Genomic DNA, 19348 nt, shown 5'->3' on the forward strand with positions numbered 1-19348 from the left:
CGCCTTAGATCTTGAATTATGCAAAATTATCTATAAGCTACCTAGAGGCTATAACCAAATTTAATCTGTAAATATTAACTAGTAATCGTTTAACTTTCTACTTTTGCTTTTGGCATTGTAAGCTTTTGATCTTCTTCTAATGAAACAACAATATTGTCGTTTAATAATTGATCCACAACGCCACCAGTTAAGTTTAAGGAAGCTATTAACGTTGCTGAATCTCCTACAGCTTCGACGACGAATGGAGCTGGATGTTGCTTGCCATCAATAGTGATGACTGGTCCATTACAGCGTATATAAGAATTCGCCAAAACACGTTGACCATTAATAGCAATTGCTTGCGCACCAGAAATTTTAAGCTCATTGAGCAATTTAAAAATATGACTTTCATGCACGATATAATCATTAGGATTAGCGGACTTTGGATTGTAATCACCATCTTGAAGGGTAATACGTATCCCTTTTCCTTCTGAATTTAAATCGCCTAACAATAAACGTAAATCCTCTGCTTCTTCAACAAGCTTTGTATAATCCTTTTTGCTTGCGACAAATGATTTTTCATACTTGCGAATTTTTTCTTGCAAAGCATTCGCCTCTTCTGATAATTCTTTATTGCGCTCTTGCTGTGCAATTAACTCCTCACGATAAGAATCCTCTTGTTCGAAAAGCTTCTTATTAGTCGAACCTGCATCTCGATTATCTTTTGCCTGGTTGTAGGAATAGCCAATGATAAACCCCATAGTTATACAAACGATAAGCAACTGAAATTGTTTTCTTGAAAAGAAATTTTCTTTGCTATTCTTTTTCTTGTTGTTCATCTTTTTTCACTTCCTGGTTGGCCGCATCTTTATCCATATCAAGGTTTGCTTGGTTGTACTCATTATTGAAAGGGCGATAATACGAGCCGACCTCTAAATCGATAACCCCCTTTTCCAAATTTGGAATTTGTGCTACAAGTGAGGGGTAATGATTTAGTTTTTCTGCTAAAGTTTGAATAACAGCACGAACTTCGTAGCCATCGTTCATATAGAGCTTGATTGCATTAGGATTTGTCTCATTACTATTTGTATTGACTTGAGAAATTAAAGCTAATACTTCTGGTTTTAATTGAGCTAATTGCTTGACCAGCTTCTTAATTGTCTTTTCGCCAGTTATGCCGATAAATACAGGTGCATCAATCGGGATATCATCCCCAGCTTGTTCAAAGCGCTTGCCATTTTCAAGCAATGGATAATAAGTACCGTCACCAGCTAAGTACGCAACCTTTTTCCATTCTTTAATTTCTATTGTCACGCCTTGAAGCCAATTACGTTTAACATGTGCTTCTTTCACCCATTTATCCTTTAGTAATAATTTCTCTACGTCTTCTACTTTAAATCCCCACATCGACTTCCCAGTTGTAAGAGTACTTGTCTTCATATAATATTGTTCTTCTACTAATCGAGCACCGTTGACTGTTATGTTGTTGATTTTACTGTAAGGAGATTGAAAATAAAGGAGTACTGCTAACACGATAAAGAAAAGTAATATTAGCACTATAAATTTCCGATTTGTACGCTTTTTTCGTCGCTTTTTTAGCGTAGGTATGCGATCTTCTATGTCAATTACTTTCTCCAAAAAAGTACTCCTCCTTTATATTTATTTCGCTAATTGATAAATAATACCTATTATTAGCCACATTGTTACTAAAGATGTTCCTCCATAGCTGATAAAAGGCAATGTAACACCTGTTACAGGAACTAAGCCAATCACGACTGCTATGTTTAGAAATGCTTGTACGGCCAGCATTGTTACTAGTCCAATGATTGCGTAATATGATGTTCTTGTTTTAGCCCGCACTGCAAATTTATAGCCTGCATAAATCACCAGTACGAAAAGTGCTAAAATAACAAGTCCACCAAGCAATCCAACCTCTTCAAGAATTATTGCGTAAATAAAGTCATTTTGTGGTTCGGGTAAATATAAAAACTTTTGCCTACTTTGTCCAAAACCATGCCCGAAAATTCCAGCAGGGCCTATAGCCATTAATGATTGTACAGCCTGAAACCCACTACCTAAAGGATCGACCCACGGATCGATAAATGCCTGAATCCGCTTTAGTCGGTATGGCGCTGTGACAATCAAGCCTACTAATCCAGCAATCCCAACAACCATAAACATCGCATAAAGCTTTAAAGGATACCCTGCCACAAAAAACAATAAAAACACAGACACTACGAGAATAAAAACTGACCCAAAATCAGGCTGTAGCATAATAAGTACAACAGGCAATAATAAAATCAATCCATGCCGCCAATTAATAATCGACGTACCAGTTTTATGCTGCGCTAATATATGGCTCATGTATACAATGACTGTAATTTTCGTTAGCTCTGCTGGCTGAATTGTTAAAGGACCTAAGCCAATCCAGCTTTGAGAACCATTACGAACTAGTCCAATTCCTGGTATAAGTACGAGGACTAGTAAAATTAACGAAAATATATAGGCCATTTTCCAAAAGGACTGCTCTTTCAAAATATTTAATCGAATAGTGATTAAAAACACTACAATAGCTACCGCAAAGTATAGACTTTGCTTCATATAAAACGGCATTTTTCCACTATAATGAACGGCACTCCAATAGGTACCTGCAGAATAGACGAAAATAATGCCGATTATAGAAAGCATCAATGTTGTGACGAGCAATAAATAGCTTTCTTTCCCTCTCAGTATTGCCATCCTTCCAAGTCAAGTATATTCTAAAATAGTTACAAGCTCATTACAGCTTCATTACAGCATCAATAAAAACATCGCCTCGTATTTCAAAGCTGTCATATTGATCCCAACTTGCACATGCTGGAGATAATAGAATAACATCGCCTTCTGCTGACATTGGCGCCGCGTAATGTACTGCATCCTCAACATTTTGGGCAATGACAGTTTGTTGTACACCACATGATTTTGCAAATTCTACAAAGCGTAGTCCTGTTTCTCCAAAGGCAACAACACCCTTTACATGGCTCATGCATGGACGTAATTCTTCAAACGAATGTCCTCGATCTAGGCCACCTGCCAGTAAAATAACTGGTGCTTGGAATGCATCTAAAGCACTTTTTGTCGCTAAGCAGTTTGTTGCTTTTGAGTCATTGTAAATCTTGCGGCCGTTCCATTCACGCACGAACTGAGTACGGTGACGAACTCCTCCAAACGTCGCTAAAACTTCTTCCATTTTAGCTTTGTCACAGCCGACTAAAATACAAGCTGCGACAGCCGCTAAAATATTTTCTAAATTATGCTTACCAGGCAAAGCGATATTTGCTCGATCTAGATAAGGCTCGCCTTGCCAGTAAATTGTTGTATCATCCGCACTAATTCCTTCATCCGTACGTCCTTTTGAACTAAATGGTACCTTTTTAGCTTTTGATTGTGCTGCATAGCCAACAACAATCGGCTGATCAGCATTATAGATAAAATAATCGCTTTCATCTTGATTACGTGTAACACCAAACTTAGCCTCTGCATAGTTGTCAAACGTCCCATGATAATCAAGATGCGCATCATAAAGATTTGTTAATATAGCAATTTTCGGCTTAAAAGTTTTTGTGCCCATTAATTGGAAAGACGATAACTCTGTAACAATTACATTATCCTTATGTGCTTCTCTTGCAACACCACATGCGACTGTTCCTATATTCCCTGCAATTAACGGTTCTAAACCACCGTTATTCAGCATGTCGAAAATTACTGTTGTCGTAGTTGTTTTACCGTTTGATCCTGTAATACCGATAAACGGCGCTTCACTAATTAAATAGGCAAGCTCAATTTCTGTACATACGGGGATTCCACGATTTATTGCATCTGCTACTATTTTGTTGCTATAAGGAATCCCTGGATTTTTCACTACTAATTCAAAGCCTTCATCAAGTAAATCCTCTGGGTGACGGCCACAAATAACCGTAATTCCCTTTTGCAATAGACCTTGCGCATCTGGACTTTCATCAAATGGTTTGGAATCATTGACCGTCACAAAGGCGCCGAGCTCATGTAAAATCTCAGCTGCAGCCACACCACTTTTAGCTAGACCTAAAACAAGGACTTTTTTATGTTGTAAATCTGAAAAGTTTCTCATAAGAACGCCTCCGATAAAACTGCAATCAATGCTACTGCTAAAGCAGTTGACCAAAAGACAAGTACTACCTTCCATTCTGACCAACCTGATAATTCAAAATGATGATGAATAGGACTCATTTTAAAAATACGTTTTTTACGAAGTTTGAAGCTACCTACCTGTAAAATAACGGATAATGTTTCAATAACAAACACCAATCCAATTAATAACAGTAGGAATTCTGCTTTTTCTAAAACAGAGACCATAGCTAAAGCTCCGCCTAATGCTAACGAACCCGTATCCCCCATAAATATCTTTGCAGGATTCGCATTAAAAAGTAAAAATCCTAGTAATGCACCTGTTACTGCAAATGTAAATAAGGCGATATCAGCTTGATCTTGGAACAGAGCAATAACACCAAATGCTGCAAAGGCAATAGATGCAGTACCTGCTACAAGTCCATCTAATCCATCTGTTAAATTTACTGCATTCGAGAAGCCCACTAACCAGAAAATTAAAAAGGCTACATAGAAAATACCAAGATCGATCGTCCAATCTGTAAATGGTATAGCAAGTGTTGTATCAAACGATCCTACATTTAGTAAGAAATAGGCCAAGACCGCAATGACAATCTGACCAATAAGCTTTTGAAGTGATGTTAGTCCTAGGTTACGTTTAAAAACAACCTTTAAGCTATCATCTAACAAGCCGATTACCCCAAACCCTACTAATACTAATAACAGTATGAAGGTATATGATGTAAATAAATCTAAAAAGCTACCTACACCAACAGTAGTGAGGATAATGGCAAGTAAGAAAATAATGCCCCCCATTGTTGGTGTACCAGCTTTTTTCATATGGGATTGTGGTCCCTCTTCACGAATACTTTGACCGAACTTTAATCGGCGAAGAAGTGGAATACTAATTGGTGCCAGGATAACTGTTACTATAAAAGCAAGAGCTAAAATGGTAAGTGTTGTTGCGAGTTTCATTGAAAAATCTCCTTTAAATCTTGTTTCACTTTCTTCTTGAAGAAAAAAGCACAAACTTTCATGTATTTATTACTACCCTTCATTATAATAGTGGTTCTTTCCCATTTTTTAAAGGTAAAGTTATATTAGTTCTCTAAATAAAGGTGAATGGTGCCATCTTGGTTAATAACACTATCCACTTCAGGCAGTTGATTGCCAATTTTAGTTCCTTCTCCATGCCATTCAATACGGAATGGATATTGTTGCTTGGCAATATCGTCCTTCGTTTGACCAATAAAACTTGGTACCTTCACAGTGATTGGGTCACCCCAACGATAATCCTTTTCAAGCTGTTCCTTCGATTTTTCAATGCCAACAAAAGGTGCAACGTCTTCAATAATTTGACCAACGATTGGCGCTGCTATCACACCACCAAACTGTGTTCCCTTTTTCGGGTTATCTACTGCTACATAAACGACAATTTGCGGATTATCCGCAGGTGCGAAGCCAATAAACGATACAATATATTCACCGTCTTTATAACGACCATTCTCTACCTTTTGTGCTGTACCTGTTTTGCCACCAATTCGTAATCCATCTCGGTAAGCTTGACGTCCTGAGCCCTTTGCAACAACAGATTCTAATGCGCCTCGTACCTTTGCAGACGTCTCCTCACGAATAACCTGTTTTTTAGCTTCCGGTTTAGTCTCTTTTATAATTTCTCCAGTATTAGGATTAATAATTTTCTTCACAACATATGGCGTATAAAGCTTGCCCCCATTTACTGCTGCGGCTACTGCTTGCACTTGCTGAATTGGTGTAACGGCAACACCTTGGCCAAATGAAGTTGTGGCCTGCTCAACTGGTCCAAAAGAATCCTTGGAGAATAGAATCCCTGAAGATTCGCCAGCGATGTTAGAACCTGTTTTTTGGCCAAAACCAAAATCTTTAACATATTGTAGTAGTTTTTCATTACCTATTCGCTGACCTAATTCAATAAAACCAGGGTTACAAGAATTTTCTACAACTTCAAGGAAGGTTTCAGAACCATGACCTTCACGCTTCCAACAGCGCAATCTTGCTCCTGCAACCATTGAATAGCCTGGATCATAAAAAGTATCCTTCTCTAAATCCACTACATTTTCTTCTAAAGCAGCACTAAGAGTTATAATTTTGAACGTCGACCCTGGCTCATATGTCATCCAAACTGGTAAATTCCGATTGTAGATAGCAGGCTCTACCGTTTGATATGCTGCCGGATTGAAAGTTGGATATGAGGATAACGCTAAAATCTCGCCAGTGTTTGGATTCATGGCAATCGCCATTGCTTGGTCAGCATCATAACGCTCCATTGCCTGTGACAGCTCACGCTCGACTACCTGTTGTACATCTACGTCTACCGTTAGCTCGATCGTTGCACCATCTTCACCAGCCTTCCAGGCGCTCTTTACGTTCGGTAAATTATTTCCTTTCGCATCTGTAAAGATCCGTATTGCAGAAGAATTAGCCTGTAACAACTTATCGTATTCATATTCAATTCCTGCTAAACCTTGGGCATCATAACCTGTGAAGCCTAAAAAACGAGATAGTAGGGTACCGTATGGATAATCCCTTGAGTAATCGACACCACTATATAATCCCTCAATCTGCATACCTTGTAACTCTACTGCTTTTTCATAGGGAATGTTTTTTCCTTCAGGTGCCAGCTTTACTAAGTATTCTTTTTCCTTCATTTTTTTTAACAGCTTTTGTTCATCTACTCCCAAAACTTGTGCAATTTTCGCTGCCGCTCCTTCAATATCCTTACTTTGCGAAGGCATGAAATATAAAGTTGGCGCAAGCTTATTTGTGACAATATTTTTCCCCTTACGGTCAGTAATATGCCCTCGCTCATTGGCGAAAGGAATTTCTCGGTCCCAATTCTCTTCGGCTTTCTTTGTCAGATCTTTTTGATCTAATACTTGTAAGAAGACAAGCCTAATAACAACCGCAACAGCTACAAACATAAACAATACATATAAAATACGCAATCGCTTTTTAGAATGGATAGAAATCCACTTCATTCGACATCACACCTTGTTTTTTACAACGTATGAAATAAAGTGGGCTTCTATTCAGGGTTTATTCAGTTGTTTCACCCTCGGGTGGGGTCTCTACATCTTGCTTAAAGCTTTCAGCTGGCGTTTTCAGCTTCACGACAATCGGTGAACTATCTGAAATTACCGTACCTGCCGAGACGCTTTGACTATCTACAAAGCCCTCTCCAACAACTTCAATTTCTAAATTTGCCATTGTCTTAAAAGCAAGTACATTACGTAACGACCAATTGGTGAAGTCTGGCAACGTTATATCACCCTCAGTCTTTAAAAATACAAAATTACCTTTTACAAGTTTTTGAGGACCCTTTGGATATTGATCAATAATTTTACCGCCACTACCAACAATAACAGGCTGTAGACCATCGTTCGCAAGCTCTACTTGTATAGCCTCAGCACTTTGACCTGTGTAATCTTGTATTTTTGTATTGTCAACATGCTTTACATCTTCGGTATTCACATTTAAATACTTTAAACTATTTAACATAACTGGTTTAAATACTTTTGAAACTGGTACAGAACCAAGGTCACCCTTTAGCTTTGGCCTTTTTACGGAAACATACACAATGAGCTGAGGGTTATCTACAGGAGCCATTCCTAAGAAAGAATATAAAAATTCATTTGCTCCCCATGAATAGTTGCCATTTCCTAATGGAATTTGGGCAGTACCTGTTTTCCCTGCAACTTCATATTCATCAAGGATAAAATCCTTCGCCGTACCAAACTCAGATGTTAATGTAGATGCAAGGATTTCTTTTACTTGCTTCGCTGTGTCGGCTGAAACTGGTTTTCCTTTTTCAATCGGCTCATGCTTTTTAATCGTTTTTCCTGTCGAAGGGTCAACGATACGATCTATGACATAGGGTTGCATCATTTTCCCGTCATTCGCAATCGCTGTCATTGCTTGAATTAACTGAATCGGCGTTACTGTAGAACCTTGACCGAACGTTGTTGTCACTCGTTCTACTGGATATTTCGATAAAAGTGTACCCGATGCTTCATTCGGTAAATCAATGCCTGTTTTCTTACCAAATCCAAATCGATCTAAATAATCAAAAAAAACATCCTCACCAATTCTCTTTAAAAGGTGAGCCATTGCCGTATTAGATGAACGTTGGAAGCCTTGTAAATAAGGAATCGTACCCCAACCATACCCATTATTATGGTCTCTAATAGGTTTACCATAAACCATGTATGTTCCTGACGGATATCTTGCATTTGGATCCCACGCACCTGTATCAATAGCCGAGGCAAGCGTGAACGTTTTCATCGTCGAGCCTGGTTCAATGGTCTCTTCAATAGCCTCGTTCAGCCATTTCATATTATCGCCTTCACGTGTATCAGGATTAAACGTAGGTCGTTGTGACATCCCTAGGATTTTACCAGTCTTCGGATCTGCCACAATAGCTGTCATCGATTCAGGGTTATATTCCTTTTCAACCGCTGTCATCGCTTCCTCTAAAAAGCTTTGAATCGTTTTATCAAGTGTTAAATAAATGTCATCACCATTTTTCGCAGGTGTCACCATTTTTTCACTATTCGGCAATAAATAACTGAAAGCATCTGTCTCATATTCAACCTTGCCGTCTTTTCCGGTTAGTTCTTTGTTATAAGTAAGCTCAAGACCCATTTTTCCTTTTGTCGTGAACGAACCATCCTTATTTTCTTCTTTTAGTGCAAAACCAACTAAGTGCGAGGCGAATATACCATTTGGATAATAACGTTTTAAATCGTTTACAAATAAAATCCCCGGTAATTTCTCCGCTTTAATTTTACTCATAATCTCATGACTTATTCCACGGCCTGCACTTCCAAATTCAACTTGATAAGGCTTTTCGCCCTTATCATTTACCCTAGTAAGTTGTTTATAGATTTTTTCTTCATCCATAGCAGGAATATATTCATGTAATATTTTCGCAGTTTTTTCAGCATCTACTACATGTCGAGGGTTTTTTGCATCCGTCGTGGCTTGTTTATTGACGACTGCGATTAGTCGATAACTAAGTGTATCCTCCGCGATAACTTGTCCATTTGTATCGTAAATTTTCCCACGGCTTGCTGATATTGCACTTTCTTTGCTATATTTCGCTGCTGCTCTTGCCGCAAGCTCTTGTCCTTCCACTTCACCTGTCGCTTGTAACATAAACATTCTTGAGAACAATAGAAAAAAGAGCCCTCCATAAAAAATTAATAATAGAAAGGCTCCCCATTGGAATCGAAATCTCTTTTTTTTCATTCTCCCGGCACTACCTTTACATTTTTCTCATTTTGAGTTAAACCGAGTTCTTTAGCTTTTTTCCATATGTTGTCGTATGTAGAAAGTTCACTCACACGAACTGTCAAGTCAACATTCTTTTTTGCAATCTCTCCTGCTTCAGTTTCGATTTTTTGAATGTCCATGCTTGTCGTTTGAATTGCTGCTTGCTTGTTCAAAACTAGTACCGATAATACAGCAACAATGCTAACTAAAAAAATTAGCATTGTTTTTTCAAACTTCTGGTTCGTTTTTTTGCGACGTATGATAGTGGGTTGTGGACTAGGGGGTGTTATCGGTTGTTGCACTTGTTGTTGCTGGTGCTGCCTTACACGAACTGCTGCCATTTACTCACGCCCTTTGTCGTTAATTTTCTCCACCACTCTAAGCTTAGCTGAACGAGCACGATTGTTTACTGCCAATTCTTCATCAGAAGGAAGAGTCGGCTTTCTCGTGATAAGCTTTAAAGTTGGCTTCATGTCATCTGGAATCACTGGTAAATTCGGTGGTAATTCCGGTAATGATGACGCTTCCTTAAAAATAGTCTTGCATAGGCGGTCCTCCAATGAATGGAACGTAATGACACTAATGCGTCCACCTACGTTTATCATATCAATCGCATCGACTAATGAATCCTCTGCCGCGCCTAGCTCATCGTTAACAGCAATTCGTATTGCTTGGAATATGCGCTTCGCTGGATGTCCACCTTTACGGCGAGCCGCTGCTGGAATACCCTCTTTAATAAGTTCTACAAGTTGGCCGGTTGTTTCAATCGATGCCACCTTACGTGCTTCTTCGATTTTACGAGCAACTTGCTTGGAAAATTTCTCTTCTCCATAACGGAAAAATATACGTACTAAATCTTCATATGCCCATTCATTCACAACATGAAATGCTGTAAGTGGTGCCGTTTGGTCCATGCGCATATCTAGAGGTGCATCATGGTGATAACTAAAGCCACGTTCTGGTGTATCAAGCTGAGGTGAAGATACGCCTAAATCATATAAAACACCATCAACTTGCTCAATACCAAGCGCTAATAGCTCTTCTTTTAAATAGCGGAAATTCGAATGAACAAATGTCACACGCTCAATATATGGCGCCAATCGAATTTTTGCATTGTTAATAGCTGTCATATCTTGATCGAAGCAAATTAGACGCCCTTTTTCAGACAATTGTTGTACTAAATATTCACTGTGTCCTGCTCCACCTAACGTACAGTCCACATATACACCATCAGGATCGATGTTCAACCCATCAACAGTTTCTTTTAATAACACGGTTGTATGATCGAACATACCACTCGCTCCCTTCTGGCCTTAACTAAAAAAATTTAGAAATCAAAGCCAATCATATTTTCTGCAATTTCATTAAAGGATTGTTCCGACTCACTAAAGTAAGCTTCCCAAGCATCTTTCGCCCATATTTCAATTCGATTCGAAACTCCTAACACGATACATTCTTTTACAAGATGTGCATGCTGCATAAGAATTGAAGGAATGTTAATGCGCCCCTGCTTGTCTATCTCTACTTCCGTTGCCCCAGAAAAGAAAAACCTTGCAAATGCACGTGTATCCTTTTTGGTCATCGGTAAGCCCTTTAATTTTTCTTCGAGTTTTCGCCATTCATCCATAGGATAGCCAAATAAACAATTATCAAGTCCGCGTGTTACAACAAACGTTTCACCTAAGGCGTCACGAAATTTTGCGGGCACGATTAGTCGTCCTTTCGCATCAACAGAGTGTTGATATTCTCCCATGAACATGCTATTCACCCCACTTTATTAAATAATGTACCACATCCCCCCACTTTCCACCACTTTTTTTAAAAAAAACTTGACATTTTAACACTTAATACGTGAATAGACCTTTAACAAATTATTGAACCCATGATAAATGACACAAAAAAAGAGCTACCCTTAGTAGGATAGCTCTCCATTTACTATTTATGTCGTCATTGTTCATCAAATTAACATTGTATTAAATTGTTAATTAGGTATAAAGTTACAAACATTGGAATTATAAATAAATTAAATAATGGTGATTGCCAATGCTATAATTTTGTTTCAGCATTTCAGTAATTAGCATAGGTCCAAACTCATTAAAATATTGATAAGGATTATAAGTTCTTTCCTGGAATCCTTCATTTGGATACAACTCATTTTGTAGCGTCATAAATTTTCGAATTGTCGTTTCATGCTTGTTTAGAACAGTTTGTTCAACCTTTTGCTGTAAATACTCAAATTGCTTTAGATGATTCTCTTTATTTTTCACAAGAATTTTATCTAGTAATAGTTGTTGCTCTTCTAAATAAAGTTGAAGGGCCTCATACTTTTCTAAAAGATCTTGTTGCATCACCTGAATTTGATGCTTCGCTTCAGTATCCTGTATTTCAGCAATAAACTGTTCTTTAAGCTGTACCGCTTTTCCATCCCAAACATCGGCAACATTTAAACGATATTCACGCAAAAGTTGTTCTACGTGACGTGTGACAATCGTGATATGAAGACGCGGAGCAAAAATCGGCATTTGTAAACCTAATACCGCAAACGCATCTTTCAATGTCGCCCAGTATGCAAGCTCCCCTGGTCCACCAACAAACGCAAGCACAGGCAATGTCATTTCCTGCATTAGCGGACGCGTCACAACGTTATTACTTAACTGCTCAGGATGTTTTTCAGCAATTTCTAAAACTTCCTCACGTGATAGCTTGATATTTGCAGCTAGATTTACAAATTGCTGATTTTTTCTTTCTAAAAGATGACGCTCCCCATCTTCTACATAGAATAAATTGGCCGCTTCATTTGATGCCAAAATAGGAGTGCCATAGCCTGCACGTTCAAGCTCCGCTTCTTTTTCTGTCACCACTCTAGCAATTTCTTCATTTTTATGAATGATACGGGTAAAATTATCACGCTCATATTGGCGGAATTTAAAGTCTGCTGCATCAATCATCAATAAACCTTCATCTTTAAACAATTGGTTCATAAGTTGCGCAAAGAAGTCCGTAAATGTTTCACACTCATTAAGAGTATCCACTAATTGTTTCACAAGCATTTCAGTGAATTCTGTTTCGCCCATATCCTTCGCAATCGTATTAATTAATTGTGTCATTGATTCTTTGTTTATACTTGTTTCAGAAGCCATCGTTTTACGTCTTGAACGTTCACCGTAAACACGTTTTTTAATATCTTCACCACGTACTGTATACGTATGGTTAATTTCCTCTAAATCATGATCTTCACCAGCTATCCAAAAAACAGGAACAACCGGTCGTTGAAGTTTTACACTTTGCTCTTTTGCTAATGCAATGACCGAAATCGCCTTATGCACTGAGAAAAGAGGGCCTGTTAAGATACCCGCTTGTTGCCCACCGACAACTGCAACAGCCCCTTGCTCTAGTTGCTGCAAATGTTCATTCGCTTTCTTTGATAAACCGAGCGGCTCCATAAATTGACGTATGATGGCTGTTAATTCTTTTTGATCATATGCATGCTGATCTAAATATTGCGCTCGTTTTTCAAAAGATTTATCGTTATATGCGTATTCAAAAAACTCATGGATGGCAGTATTCGACGACCAATAATCTGCTAGCAAACGATTTTTTATGGGTACTTGGATTGACTCCAGTTTCATTTAACACAAACTCCTCTACTCACTAAATCATCTTCTTACTCTTCATAAGCAAACTTGAAATAAAATAAATCCCTTTTCATACTACTAAGCAATTAGAACGTTTATCAAACCGACAATTCCCAACAAATATTTAGAAAAACAGTATACGATTTTTGTCAGATACTCAAACGTTGTCGTACATTGGAATTTTATTTAATTTTTTGCACATATAGAGTTATTAATATAAAACAATCTTTAATGCTATTATTTTAACGCTTATGGCTTCAACATGAAAAGAAAATGCTTAGACAGCCTGTAAATATTCTATAACAGATCGAATAACACCTACTATACAAATAACAATATACGCCGTACTTAACACTAAAAATTGAAAGCGCCAAATTTTTCTAAGTAGCGATTTCACTTCAATTTCCTTTTTCGTTCGCCAATCAATATATGTAAAAATCATTGCCATCATTATCGCCAACGTTATTAATAGCGCACTAACATTGACATGCCACAGCACACCAATTGCTAGTGGTACTGAAAAAAACAAACAGACCGTTGTCACGTCGGATGCCACTCCAAAAGCATGAGTACCTCGAATTTTAACCTTTCGACTAATTAAATAGACAATCACAAAAAGGAGTATTGGACAAAAAATAATGATACTTATTATTATATGTAAAAAATCTTTCAACGTCTTTCACCGCTCTCCTCTATCGCAAGTACTTGGTGGTATAAAGTACGTAAAGTAGGCAAATCATGACCTTTTGCTAGAGCTTTTTCTAGTATTACTCCTACAATCGTGTCAATTTCACTTTTCCTCCCATGTATCCGATCCGCTAGCATAGATGATGTATTACTTGCTGTTTTTTCACATAACTCTATCACCTTGAAAAAAGGTATAGCTTGTTCTATGCCTTCAAAAGCATCTGTTAATTCTTGATAGATAGTTTGCATTAATAAAAATGCTCGCTTATTCGTTACTAATTCTCCATTCCTCACTTGCAATATGGCCGTTAAAGGATTAATCAAACAGTTGAATACAGCTTTCTCAAACAACATTTGTTCAGCATTAGCAACCAATTCAACTGGATACAAGGAATTTCCAAATTGCAACAAATCGTTAAAGGCATCACTATCCCCTCGCTCTATCGCAATTTTACAAGGACCTACACCCCTATGTTGCACGGTTACCTGATCTATCATTTGAGCACCAAATGACACAGAACAAAAGGCAATATTTTTTTGTGGCAAACGCAGTGCTTCATCAAAATGCGCTAAACCATTTTGCATAAACAACAACGAAACTGTACTTGGTAACGCAGATAATTGTCCATAAAGCTCTTGTAATTGACCATACTTAACAGCGATTACAATTAAATCTTGCTGTGGTAACTCCATTAATTTCGTAGTTGAAGCAACTTTTTGCACAGTTTTCGTTCCATCAACATTCTCTCGTGTTAAATACTTCGCATTAAGTTCATCTACCTGCTCCGGCCTTCTTGCAACCAACGTTACAGACATACCAGACTCAGCTAAAAAACTTGCCGTTAACAAACCTACAGCACCTGCACCAATAATCGCTACATCCACAATCCATCACACCTCCCATATATACAATGGACAATCTAACATAAGAGAACGCCCTCCTAAACAGTTCTACCGCAATTACATCTTAGCCGCTGCCGACCACCAATCAATTATGCCTCGGCATAATTGATTGGTGGTCGCTTCGCTTTCGTACAGAAAACATTTGTTGCTGTCTCTTTGCTTTCGTACAGATAAATTGCCACAGGACGTGACGTTCGGACTGAGTTCCTCTATTCCAGCAGATGTTTGGACACCTGTACCTGTCGCTACAAAAGACATCCGTAACTGCCGTTTCACTTACGTTACATTAGACATTCGCTGAAAGAAGTTAAATGATCCTTTTCGTCCCTTTCTACAGAAGGAGGTGCCTTAGAATGACCTCTAAGGCACCTCCTATGCAGCTTCTTTTATTATACAGGATTGACTAAGTGTTTACGATAATATAATAAGCGAAACTTTCATCAGTGGTTTTTTCTCACTAATTATCAGCCTTCACCTATTGGAATTTTACGGACCGTTAATGAGGGATAAATATTTTTTGAAACACTCAGCGCAGCATTATGTTTTCATTCAAGTTTACATTTTTTCTAAGTACCTTACTCTACAGCACTTTTAACTTTCGTCAGATTCCTTATTTTAATCTTTCATTAAAGAATACCCTTGCTGCAACCATTTCACTAGTTTATCGTGCTCATTTTGTAATTCGCGGTGCCTTACTTCGAGACTTTGATAGGCTTCTGTTAATTCATCAAAACTTGTTAATGCCAACTTCAAATGGCTTCGCATCGATTGTTGTGGCTGATTTCGGACAGCTAGTAGTGACTGACTATATTGACTACGTAATGTTTTATTCCAACGGAAACCACAAGCTTGTTTTGTACGACCTAGTTCAGTAGCAGCCAATTCAAAAGCTTCTAGCTGTGTTTTGCCATTTTGCACATTATGCAACACAATTTCTGCTAATCTTTCATCGTCTTCCTTTGTCCATTGATCTTTTCTTTTTTTCAATTCCATAATCTATCACCCTCGCATTTTTTACTACTATATGCGTGAGCGAGCAAAATAGAATCATCGAATTAAAAAAGACAGTGATTATGTTTTCTTATAATCACTGCCGTTATACATTATTTATTGTTTTTCTTTGTTAGGAAATTAGCAACTGCCTCGTGGTGAGCTTCACTTTCCCACAATTTCGCACATGTTCGAACTTCCTCCATAACACGTTCATACATATTACGTTCACGCCACTTACGAAGCTCAATTTCTTTATAAGCCTTATGAACAGAAGGATGAATTTTACGCATATGTTCGATAAAATCGTTCAATGCCGCTTCTTTTGAACCTTCAAAAACGCGCATTGCCCAACCAATCTCATATAGTAATTCCGCCGGATAAGGCTTCGCATCGACTAGCATCTTCATCGCACGATCATGGCGTAATCCTCGTTCGAATAAGTATGTACCGCCACCCCAACCGCTTGTAATTGCTAATGTCCCCTGTATAAAACCGCACTTCGCATAACTTGCCACTAGACGAAAATCGCAAGCTGTTGCAATTTCACAACCTCCACCAACCGCTGTTCCGTTAATTAACGCAATCGTAGGTACAGGCAATGTTGCAAGGTCATATAATATTTTACCCATCTTACCTAACATCCCGAACGCTTCATCCTCTGTTTCAAGCGAATGAAACTCAGATAAATCGCCTCCTGAGCAAAATGATTTATCCCCCGCGCCCGTCACGACCAAGAAACGAACATCATCATGATTACGAATATATGTAATGACTTCTTGGAGCCCATCCATAACCTCATCATTAACCGCATTCCGTTTTTCTTCTCGATTAATCGTAAACGTCATAATACCTTCTTTGTTATCAATTATGTAAGCCACACTATTTCCCCCTTTGTCCCGATGGATAAATTGTATCATACAATTATTATAGTACTATATATCTTTTCGTTATTGCCGGAAAATTCCGTCTCTTCAAACTAACAAAAAGGCTAGTAAAGAGCCATGGTCTCTCTACTAGCCTTTTAAGTGAGCAAACACTGTATTATTTGCTTACTACTTCTTTACCTTTGTATTGTCCGCAAGCTTTGCAAACACGGTGTGATAATTTTGCTTCCCCACAGTTTGGGCAAGCTACCATACCAGGTACAGATAGTTTGAAATGCGTACGACGCTTTCTTTTTGCAGTTTTAGAAGTTCTTCTAAATGGTACAGCCATTGATGGCACCTCCTTACAGATCGTCTATTCGTCTGTTTGATCAAAATACTTAGCTAAATTAGCAAGTCTTGGATCCACTTTTTGTGTGTCAGCTTTTTTGTGTAGTTCAACGTCTTCATCTGTTGCGTAAGACCAGTTTTTACCACCTTGCACTTGTCCTTCGGTATTCTCCTTGAACACTTGCAAAGGTATTTCAAGAAGCACTAACTCCTCGATAACCGGCTTCATGTCGATTACTTCACCATCAATATAGTGAATTTCTCCGTCATCTTCCCCTCGTTTATCCTCGTCAATCCAGCTGAAAATTTCAACTGTCTCAACTTCGATAGGAAACTCAACATCTTCCCATGTGCGTGCACATGGTAGTGTTAACGTCGCTGTCACAGTTAGCTGACATGTCATTTGCGATGCACCGAAAGTACATAGCCCTTTTACATGAACGGGCGAAATTGCTCGAATATCCTGGTTTCGCTCCATCACCTCGTCCAACTGGACATAGGCATCGATTGGCATCCCGTTTTGGCGGTATTTAGATAATTGATGAATTGACCATTTCATTCGTTTAATCACCTCGAGACAACAATGTTGATTATATAATGTGTAAAAATAGATGTCAAGATAATTTCTTGTCACCACAATAAAACCCACCTATAATTATATATTATACTAAGTGAATTTGCTCCAAATCGTTCTATAATAAGCAAAAGGCTCCAAATTTATAAGAACGAGAAGCAAATGAAAAAGGGGGCTTAAATTTGCAAGCAGTCGGAATAGTTGTTGAATACAATCCTTTTCACAACGGACATGCCTATCATTTGGAACAGGCAAAAAAAGTAGCACAAGCGGATATTGTCATCGCCATCATGAGCGGGGATTTTTTGCAGCGTGGTGAACCAGCCATGGTCGATAAATGGACACGTACAAAAATGGCTCTAACAGGTGGCGTTGATATAGTCATCGAGCTACCCTACGTTTATAGTACCGCACCTGCAACCGATTTCGCAAAAGGTGCAATTTCCTTATTATCAGCAATTGGTTGCGATTCTTTTGCCTTTGGAAGCGAAGATGGTTCCATTCAACCCTTTATGAATACGTTTCAGCTCATTAATAATCATCGCACTGAATATAACACTCTTATTAAAGAAAGCCTTAAAACGGGTGCAAGCTATCCTAAAAGTCTACATTACGCCTATGAGCAGCTTTCTCAAAAATTCCCTGCAACATACATTGATTTGGGACAGCCAAACAATATACTTGGTTTTCATTATATTGAGGCTGCCAAAGTGCTAAGTAGTAACATTAAGCCTTTAACAATCCCACGCATCGTTGCAGGTTACCATGACGCTTTACAAGAAGGTGCATCTATTGCTAGTGCCACAGGAATTCGCAAGGCTCTAGCAACAACTAGCACCCTACAAAGTGTGGAAGATTTTCTCCCTAAAGCATCGTTTGATTATTTAGCTGATTGGCACGAAAAATATGGGGAATTTGCAAGTTGGGAAACTTTTTGGCCATTGTTACAGTTTACGCTTATTCGGCACACACCTCATGAACTTACGCGCTATGCTGAAGTAACAGAAGGCATTGAGAATGCTCTAATTAAAGCAGCGAAAACAAGTCATTCATTCAGTAGTTTTATGGAGAAAATTAAATCAAAACGCTATACTTGGACGCGTCTTCAACGTATGCTCACACACATTTATACTGGGTTTACAAAGGAACAATTGCAAAGCTTTGACGCTCCATCTAGTATACGTTTACTTGGTATGAGCAAGAAGGGACAAGGCTATTTAGGCATGCATAAAAAAGATATACCTTTACCTTTAATCAGTCGTGTAGCCGCTATGGATGATGCTATGCTTGCTGTAGATATTCATGCTGCAGAGGTATACAATTTAAGTATAGAACAAGGAATAAAAGAGCAAAGTCTTCCTAAAGATTATCAAACACCACCGATTCGTTTTTAAGTAACGAAAAAGGATGCCAGAAATTCTTCTAGCATCCTTTTATGTTGTTGACAAACAAAATGGTCAAGAAATGTCGTGGCGCTTTAAATGAGGGTGATTTCCATTCCAGGCTACTCGCTTTCCTGTGAGCGAGCGTTGAGTCGCTTACGTTGCTTTCGCACGGAAAACACTCGCTCCGCGCAGGTCTCACCTGTCTCGCTTTCCCACGGGAGTCGAGTAGCCTTCCATTCCAATCAATGATAGCGCAGTACTTTTAATTTATGCAATTAAGAATGAACTCTTTGGCCACTTACCATAATCAAACAGAATAGAGAATGTTATTGTACATCTGCTGCGCAAACATTTTGCATACTATCACTATAAATTAAAGAGTGAAATGCTAAAAGACACTTACTAATGAATTGATTGGAGTCGAGACTGGGCAACATAATAAAGTAAAAGAGGCTGGGACAAAACCCATCTCTAAACTAAAAAGCCGGCGAAATTTTACGATCAGTAAAATTTCACCGGCTTTCAATTTTTTTCATAAAAAAT

At 38.4% G+C, this 19348-nt stretch carries 18 protein-coding genes; 1 reads left to right on the plus strand and 17 read right to left on the minus strand.

Annotated features, from left to right (window positions below; genetic code table 11):
- Positions 1–89 precede the first annotated feature (89 nt).
- The 17 genes from ABH966_RS01820 to ABH966_RS01900 form a co-directional block, all read right to left on the minus strand.
- Positions 90–818 carry a DUF881 domain-containing protein gene (locus ABH966_RS01820; RefSeq protein WP_370075318.1) on the minus strand — a complete coding sequence of 243 codons (729 nt, stop codon included), beginning with the start codon at positions 816–818 and terminating at the stop codon, positions 90–92.
- Entirely contained in the window at positions 796–1617 is an 822-nt protein-coding gene (locus ABH966_RS01825) for a cell division protein FtsQ/DivIB (RefSeq protein ID WP_370075319.1), read from the minus strand. Before ABH966_RS01825 ends, ABH966_RS01820 begins: the two co-directional genes overlap by 23 nt.
- 21 nt (positions 1618–1638) lie before the next feature.
- The gene (gene ftsW / locus ABH966_RS01830) at positions 1639–2718 is read right to left on the minus strand and encodes a putative lipid II flippase FtsW (protein WP_370075320.1); all 1080 of its coding nucleotides are present in this window, start codon (positions 2716–2718) and stop codon (positions 1639–1641) included.
- Between the two features lie 40 nt (positions 2719–2758).
- Positions 2759–4108 carry a UDP-N-acetylmuramoyl-L-alanine--D-glutamate ligase gene (gene murD, locus ABH966_RS01835; RefSeq protein ID WP_370075321.1) on the minus strand — a complete coding sequence of 450 codons (1350 nt, stop codon included), beginning with the start codon at positions 4106–4108 and terminating at the stop codon, positions 2759–2761.
- Complete coding sequence (gene mraY / locus ABH966_RS01840) at positions 4105–5079, minus strand: phospho-N-acetylmuramoyl-pentapeptide-transferase (protein WP_370075322.1); 975 nt, start codon at positions 5077–5079, stop codon at positions 4105–4107. Before mraY ends, murD begins: the two co-directional genes overlap by 4 nt.
- Before the next feature lie 125 nt (positions 5080–5204).
- Positions 5205–7121: a stage V sporulation protein D gene (locus ABH966_RS01845; protein ID WP_370075323.1), complete on the minus strand. Its 1917-nt coding sequence runs from the start codon at positions 7119–7121 to the stop codon at positions 5205–5207.
- 58 nt (positions 7122–7179) lie between these two features.
- Positions 7180–9390: a penicillin-binding protein gene (locus tag ABH966_RS01850; RefSeq protein ID WP_370075324.1), complete on the minus strand. Its 2211-nt coding sequence runs from the start codon at positions 9388–9390 to the stop codon at positions 7180–7182.
- Positions 9387–9755: a cell division protein FtsL gene (gene ftsL2 / locus ABH966_RS01855; protein WP_370075325.1), complete on the minus strand. Its 369-nt coding sequence runs from the start codon at positions 9753–9755 to the stop codon at positions 9387–9389. Before ftsL2 ends, ABH966_RS01850 begins: the two co-directional genes overlap by 4 nt.
- The gene (rsmH, locus tag ABH966_RS01860) at positions 9756–10706 is read right to left on the minus strand and encodes a 16S rRNA (cytosine(1402)-N(4))-methyltransferase RsmH (protein ID WP_370075326.1); all 951 of its coding nucleotides are present in this window, start codon (positions 10704–10706) and stop codon (positions 9756–9758) included.
- Between the two features lie 35 nt (positions 10707–10741).
- Positions 10742–11173 carry a division/cell wall cluster transcriptional repressor MraZ gene (mraZ, locus tag ABH966_RS01865; RefSeq protein WP_370075327.1) on the minus strand — a complete coding sequence of 144 codons (432 nt, stop codon included), beginning with the start codon at positions 11171–11173 and terminating at the stop codon, positions 10742–10744.
- A 253-nt stretch (positions 11174–11426) separates the two neighbouring features.
- Positions 11427–13043, minus strand: coding sequence for a bacillithiol biosynthesis cysteine-adding enzyme BshC (bshC, locus tag ABH966_RS01870; RefSeq protein WP_370075328.1), 1617 nt, complete (start codon positions 13041–13043; stop codon positions 11427–11429).
- Between the two features lie 283 nt (positions 13044–13326).
- A complete protein-coding gene (locus tag ABH966_RS01875; RefSeq protein WP_370075329.1) occupies positions 13327–13722 on the minus strand; it encodes a DUF3397 domain-containing protein in 396 nt (131 codons plus the stop codon).
- Entirely contained in the window at positions 13719–14621 is a 903-nt protein-coding gene (locus ABH966_RS01880) for a ketopantoate reductase family protein (RefSeq protein ID WP_370075330.1), read from the minus strand. Before ABH966_RS01880 ends, ABH966_RS01875 begins: the two co-directional genes overlap by 4 nt.
- A 633-nt stretch (positions 14622–15254) precedes the next feature.
- Positions 15255–15632, minus strand: a complete 378-nt coding sequence (locus ABH966_RS01885) for a transcriptional regulator (RefSeq protein ID WP_249073236.1) — start codon at positions 15630–15632, stop codon at positions 15255–15257.
- A 110-nt stretch (positions 15633–15742) separates the two neighbouring features.
- On the minus strand, positions 15743–16510 hold the full coding sequence (locus ABH966_RS01890) for an enoyl-CoA hydratase/isomerase family protein (protein WP_370075331.1): 768 nt from the start codon (positions 16508–16510) through the stop codon (positions 15743–15745).
- Positions 16511–16673: 163 nt separating this feature from the next.
- Complete coding sequence (gene rpmF, locus ABH966_RS01895) at positions 16674–16847, minus strand: 50S ribosomal protein L32 (RefSeq protein ID WP_010858320.1); 174 nt, start codon at positions 16845–16847, stop codon at positions 16674–16676.
- Positions 16848–16871: 24 nt separating this feature from the next.
- Positions 16872–17405 (minus strand): YceD family protein, encoded by a 534-nt coding sequence (locus tag ABH966_RS01900; protein WP_370075332.1) that lies wholly within the window; start codon positions 17403–17405, stop codon positions 16872–16874.
- Between the two features lie 197 nt (positions 17406–17602).
- Here ABH966_RS01900 and ABH966_RS01905 point away from each other — a divergent pair, with 197 nt between their 5' ends.
- Positions 17603–18814 (plus strand): nucleotidyltransferase, encoded by a 1212-nt coding sequence (locus ABH966_RS01905; RefSeq protein WP_370075333.1) that lies wholly within the window; start codon positions 17603–17605, stop codon positions 18812–18814.
- Positions 18815–19348: the final 534 nt, after the last annotated feature.

The sequence above is a fragment of the Lysinibacillus sp. RC46 genome, assembly GCF_041262385.1.
Taxonomy (GTDB): Bacteria; Bacillota; Bacilli; order Bacillales_A; family Planococcaceae; genus Lysinibacillus.

Coding starts and splice junctions, on each gene's coding strand:
- bshC (WP_370075328.1), bottom strand. CDS start 13,043: ATGAAACTGGAGTCAATCCAAGTACCCATAAAAAATCGTTTGCTAGCA.
- ABH966_RS01900 (WP_370075332.1), bottom strand. CDS start 17,405: ATGAAATGGTCAATTCATCAATTATCTAAATACCGCCAAAACGGGATG.
- ABH966_RS01885 (WP_249073236.1), bottom strand. CDS start 15,632: ATGGAATTGAAAAAAAGAAAAGATCAATGGACAAAGGAAGACGATGAA.
- ftsW (WP_370075320.1), bottom strand. CDS start 2,718: ATGGCAATACTGAGAGGGAAAGAAAGCTATTTATTGCTCGTCACAACA.
- rsmH (WP_370075326.1), bottom strand. CDS start 10,706: ATGTTCGATCATACAACCGTGTTATTAAAAGAAACTGTTGATGGGTTG.
- ftsL2 (WP_370075325.1), bottom strand. CDS start 9,755: ATGGCAGCAGTTCGTGTAAGGCAGCACCAGCAACAACAAGTGCAACAA.
- mraZ (WP_370075327.1), bottom strand. CDS start 11,173: ATGTTCATGGGAGAATATCAACACTCTGTTGATGCGAAAGGACGACTA.
- mraY (WP_370075322.1), bottom strand. CDS start 5,079: ATGAAACTCGCAACAACACTTACCATTTTAGCTCTTGCTTTTATAGTA.
- murD (WP_370075321.1), bottom strand. CDS start 4,108: ATGAGAAACTTTTCAGATTTACAACATAAAAAAGTCCTTGTTTTAGGT.
- rpmF (WP_010858320.1), bottom strand. CDS start 16,847: ATGGCTGTACCATTTAGAAGAACTTCTAAAACTGCAAAAAGAAAGCGT.
- ABH966_RS01850 (WP_370075324.1), bottom strand. CDS start 9,390: ATGAAAAAAAAGAGATTTCGATTCCAATGGGGAGCCTTTCTATTATTA.
- ABH966_RS01820 (WP_370075318.1), bottom strand. CDS start 818: ATGAACAACAAGAAAAAGAATAGCAAAGAAAATTTCTTTTCAAGAAAA.
- ABH966_RS01845 (WP_370075323.1), bottom strand. CDS start 7,121: ATGAAGTGGATTTCTATCCATTCTAAAAAGCGATTGCGTATTTTATAT.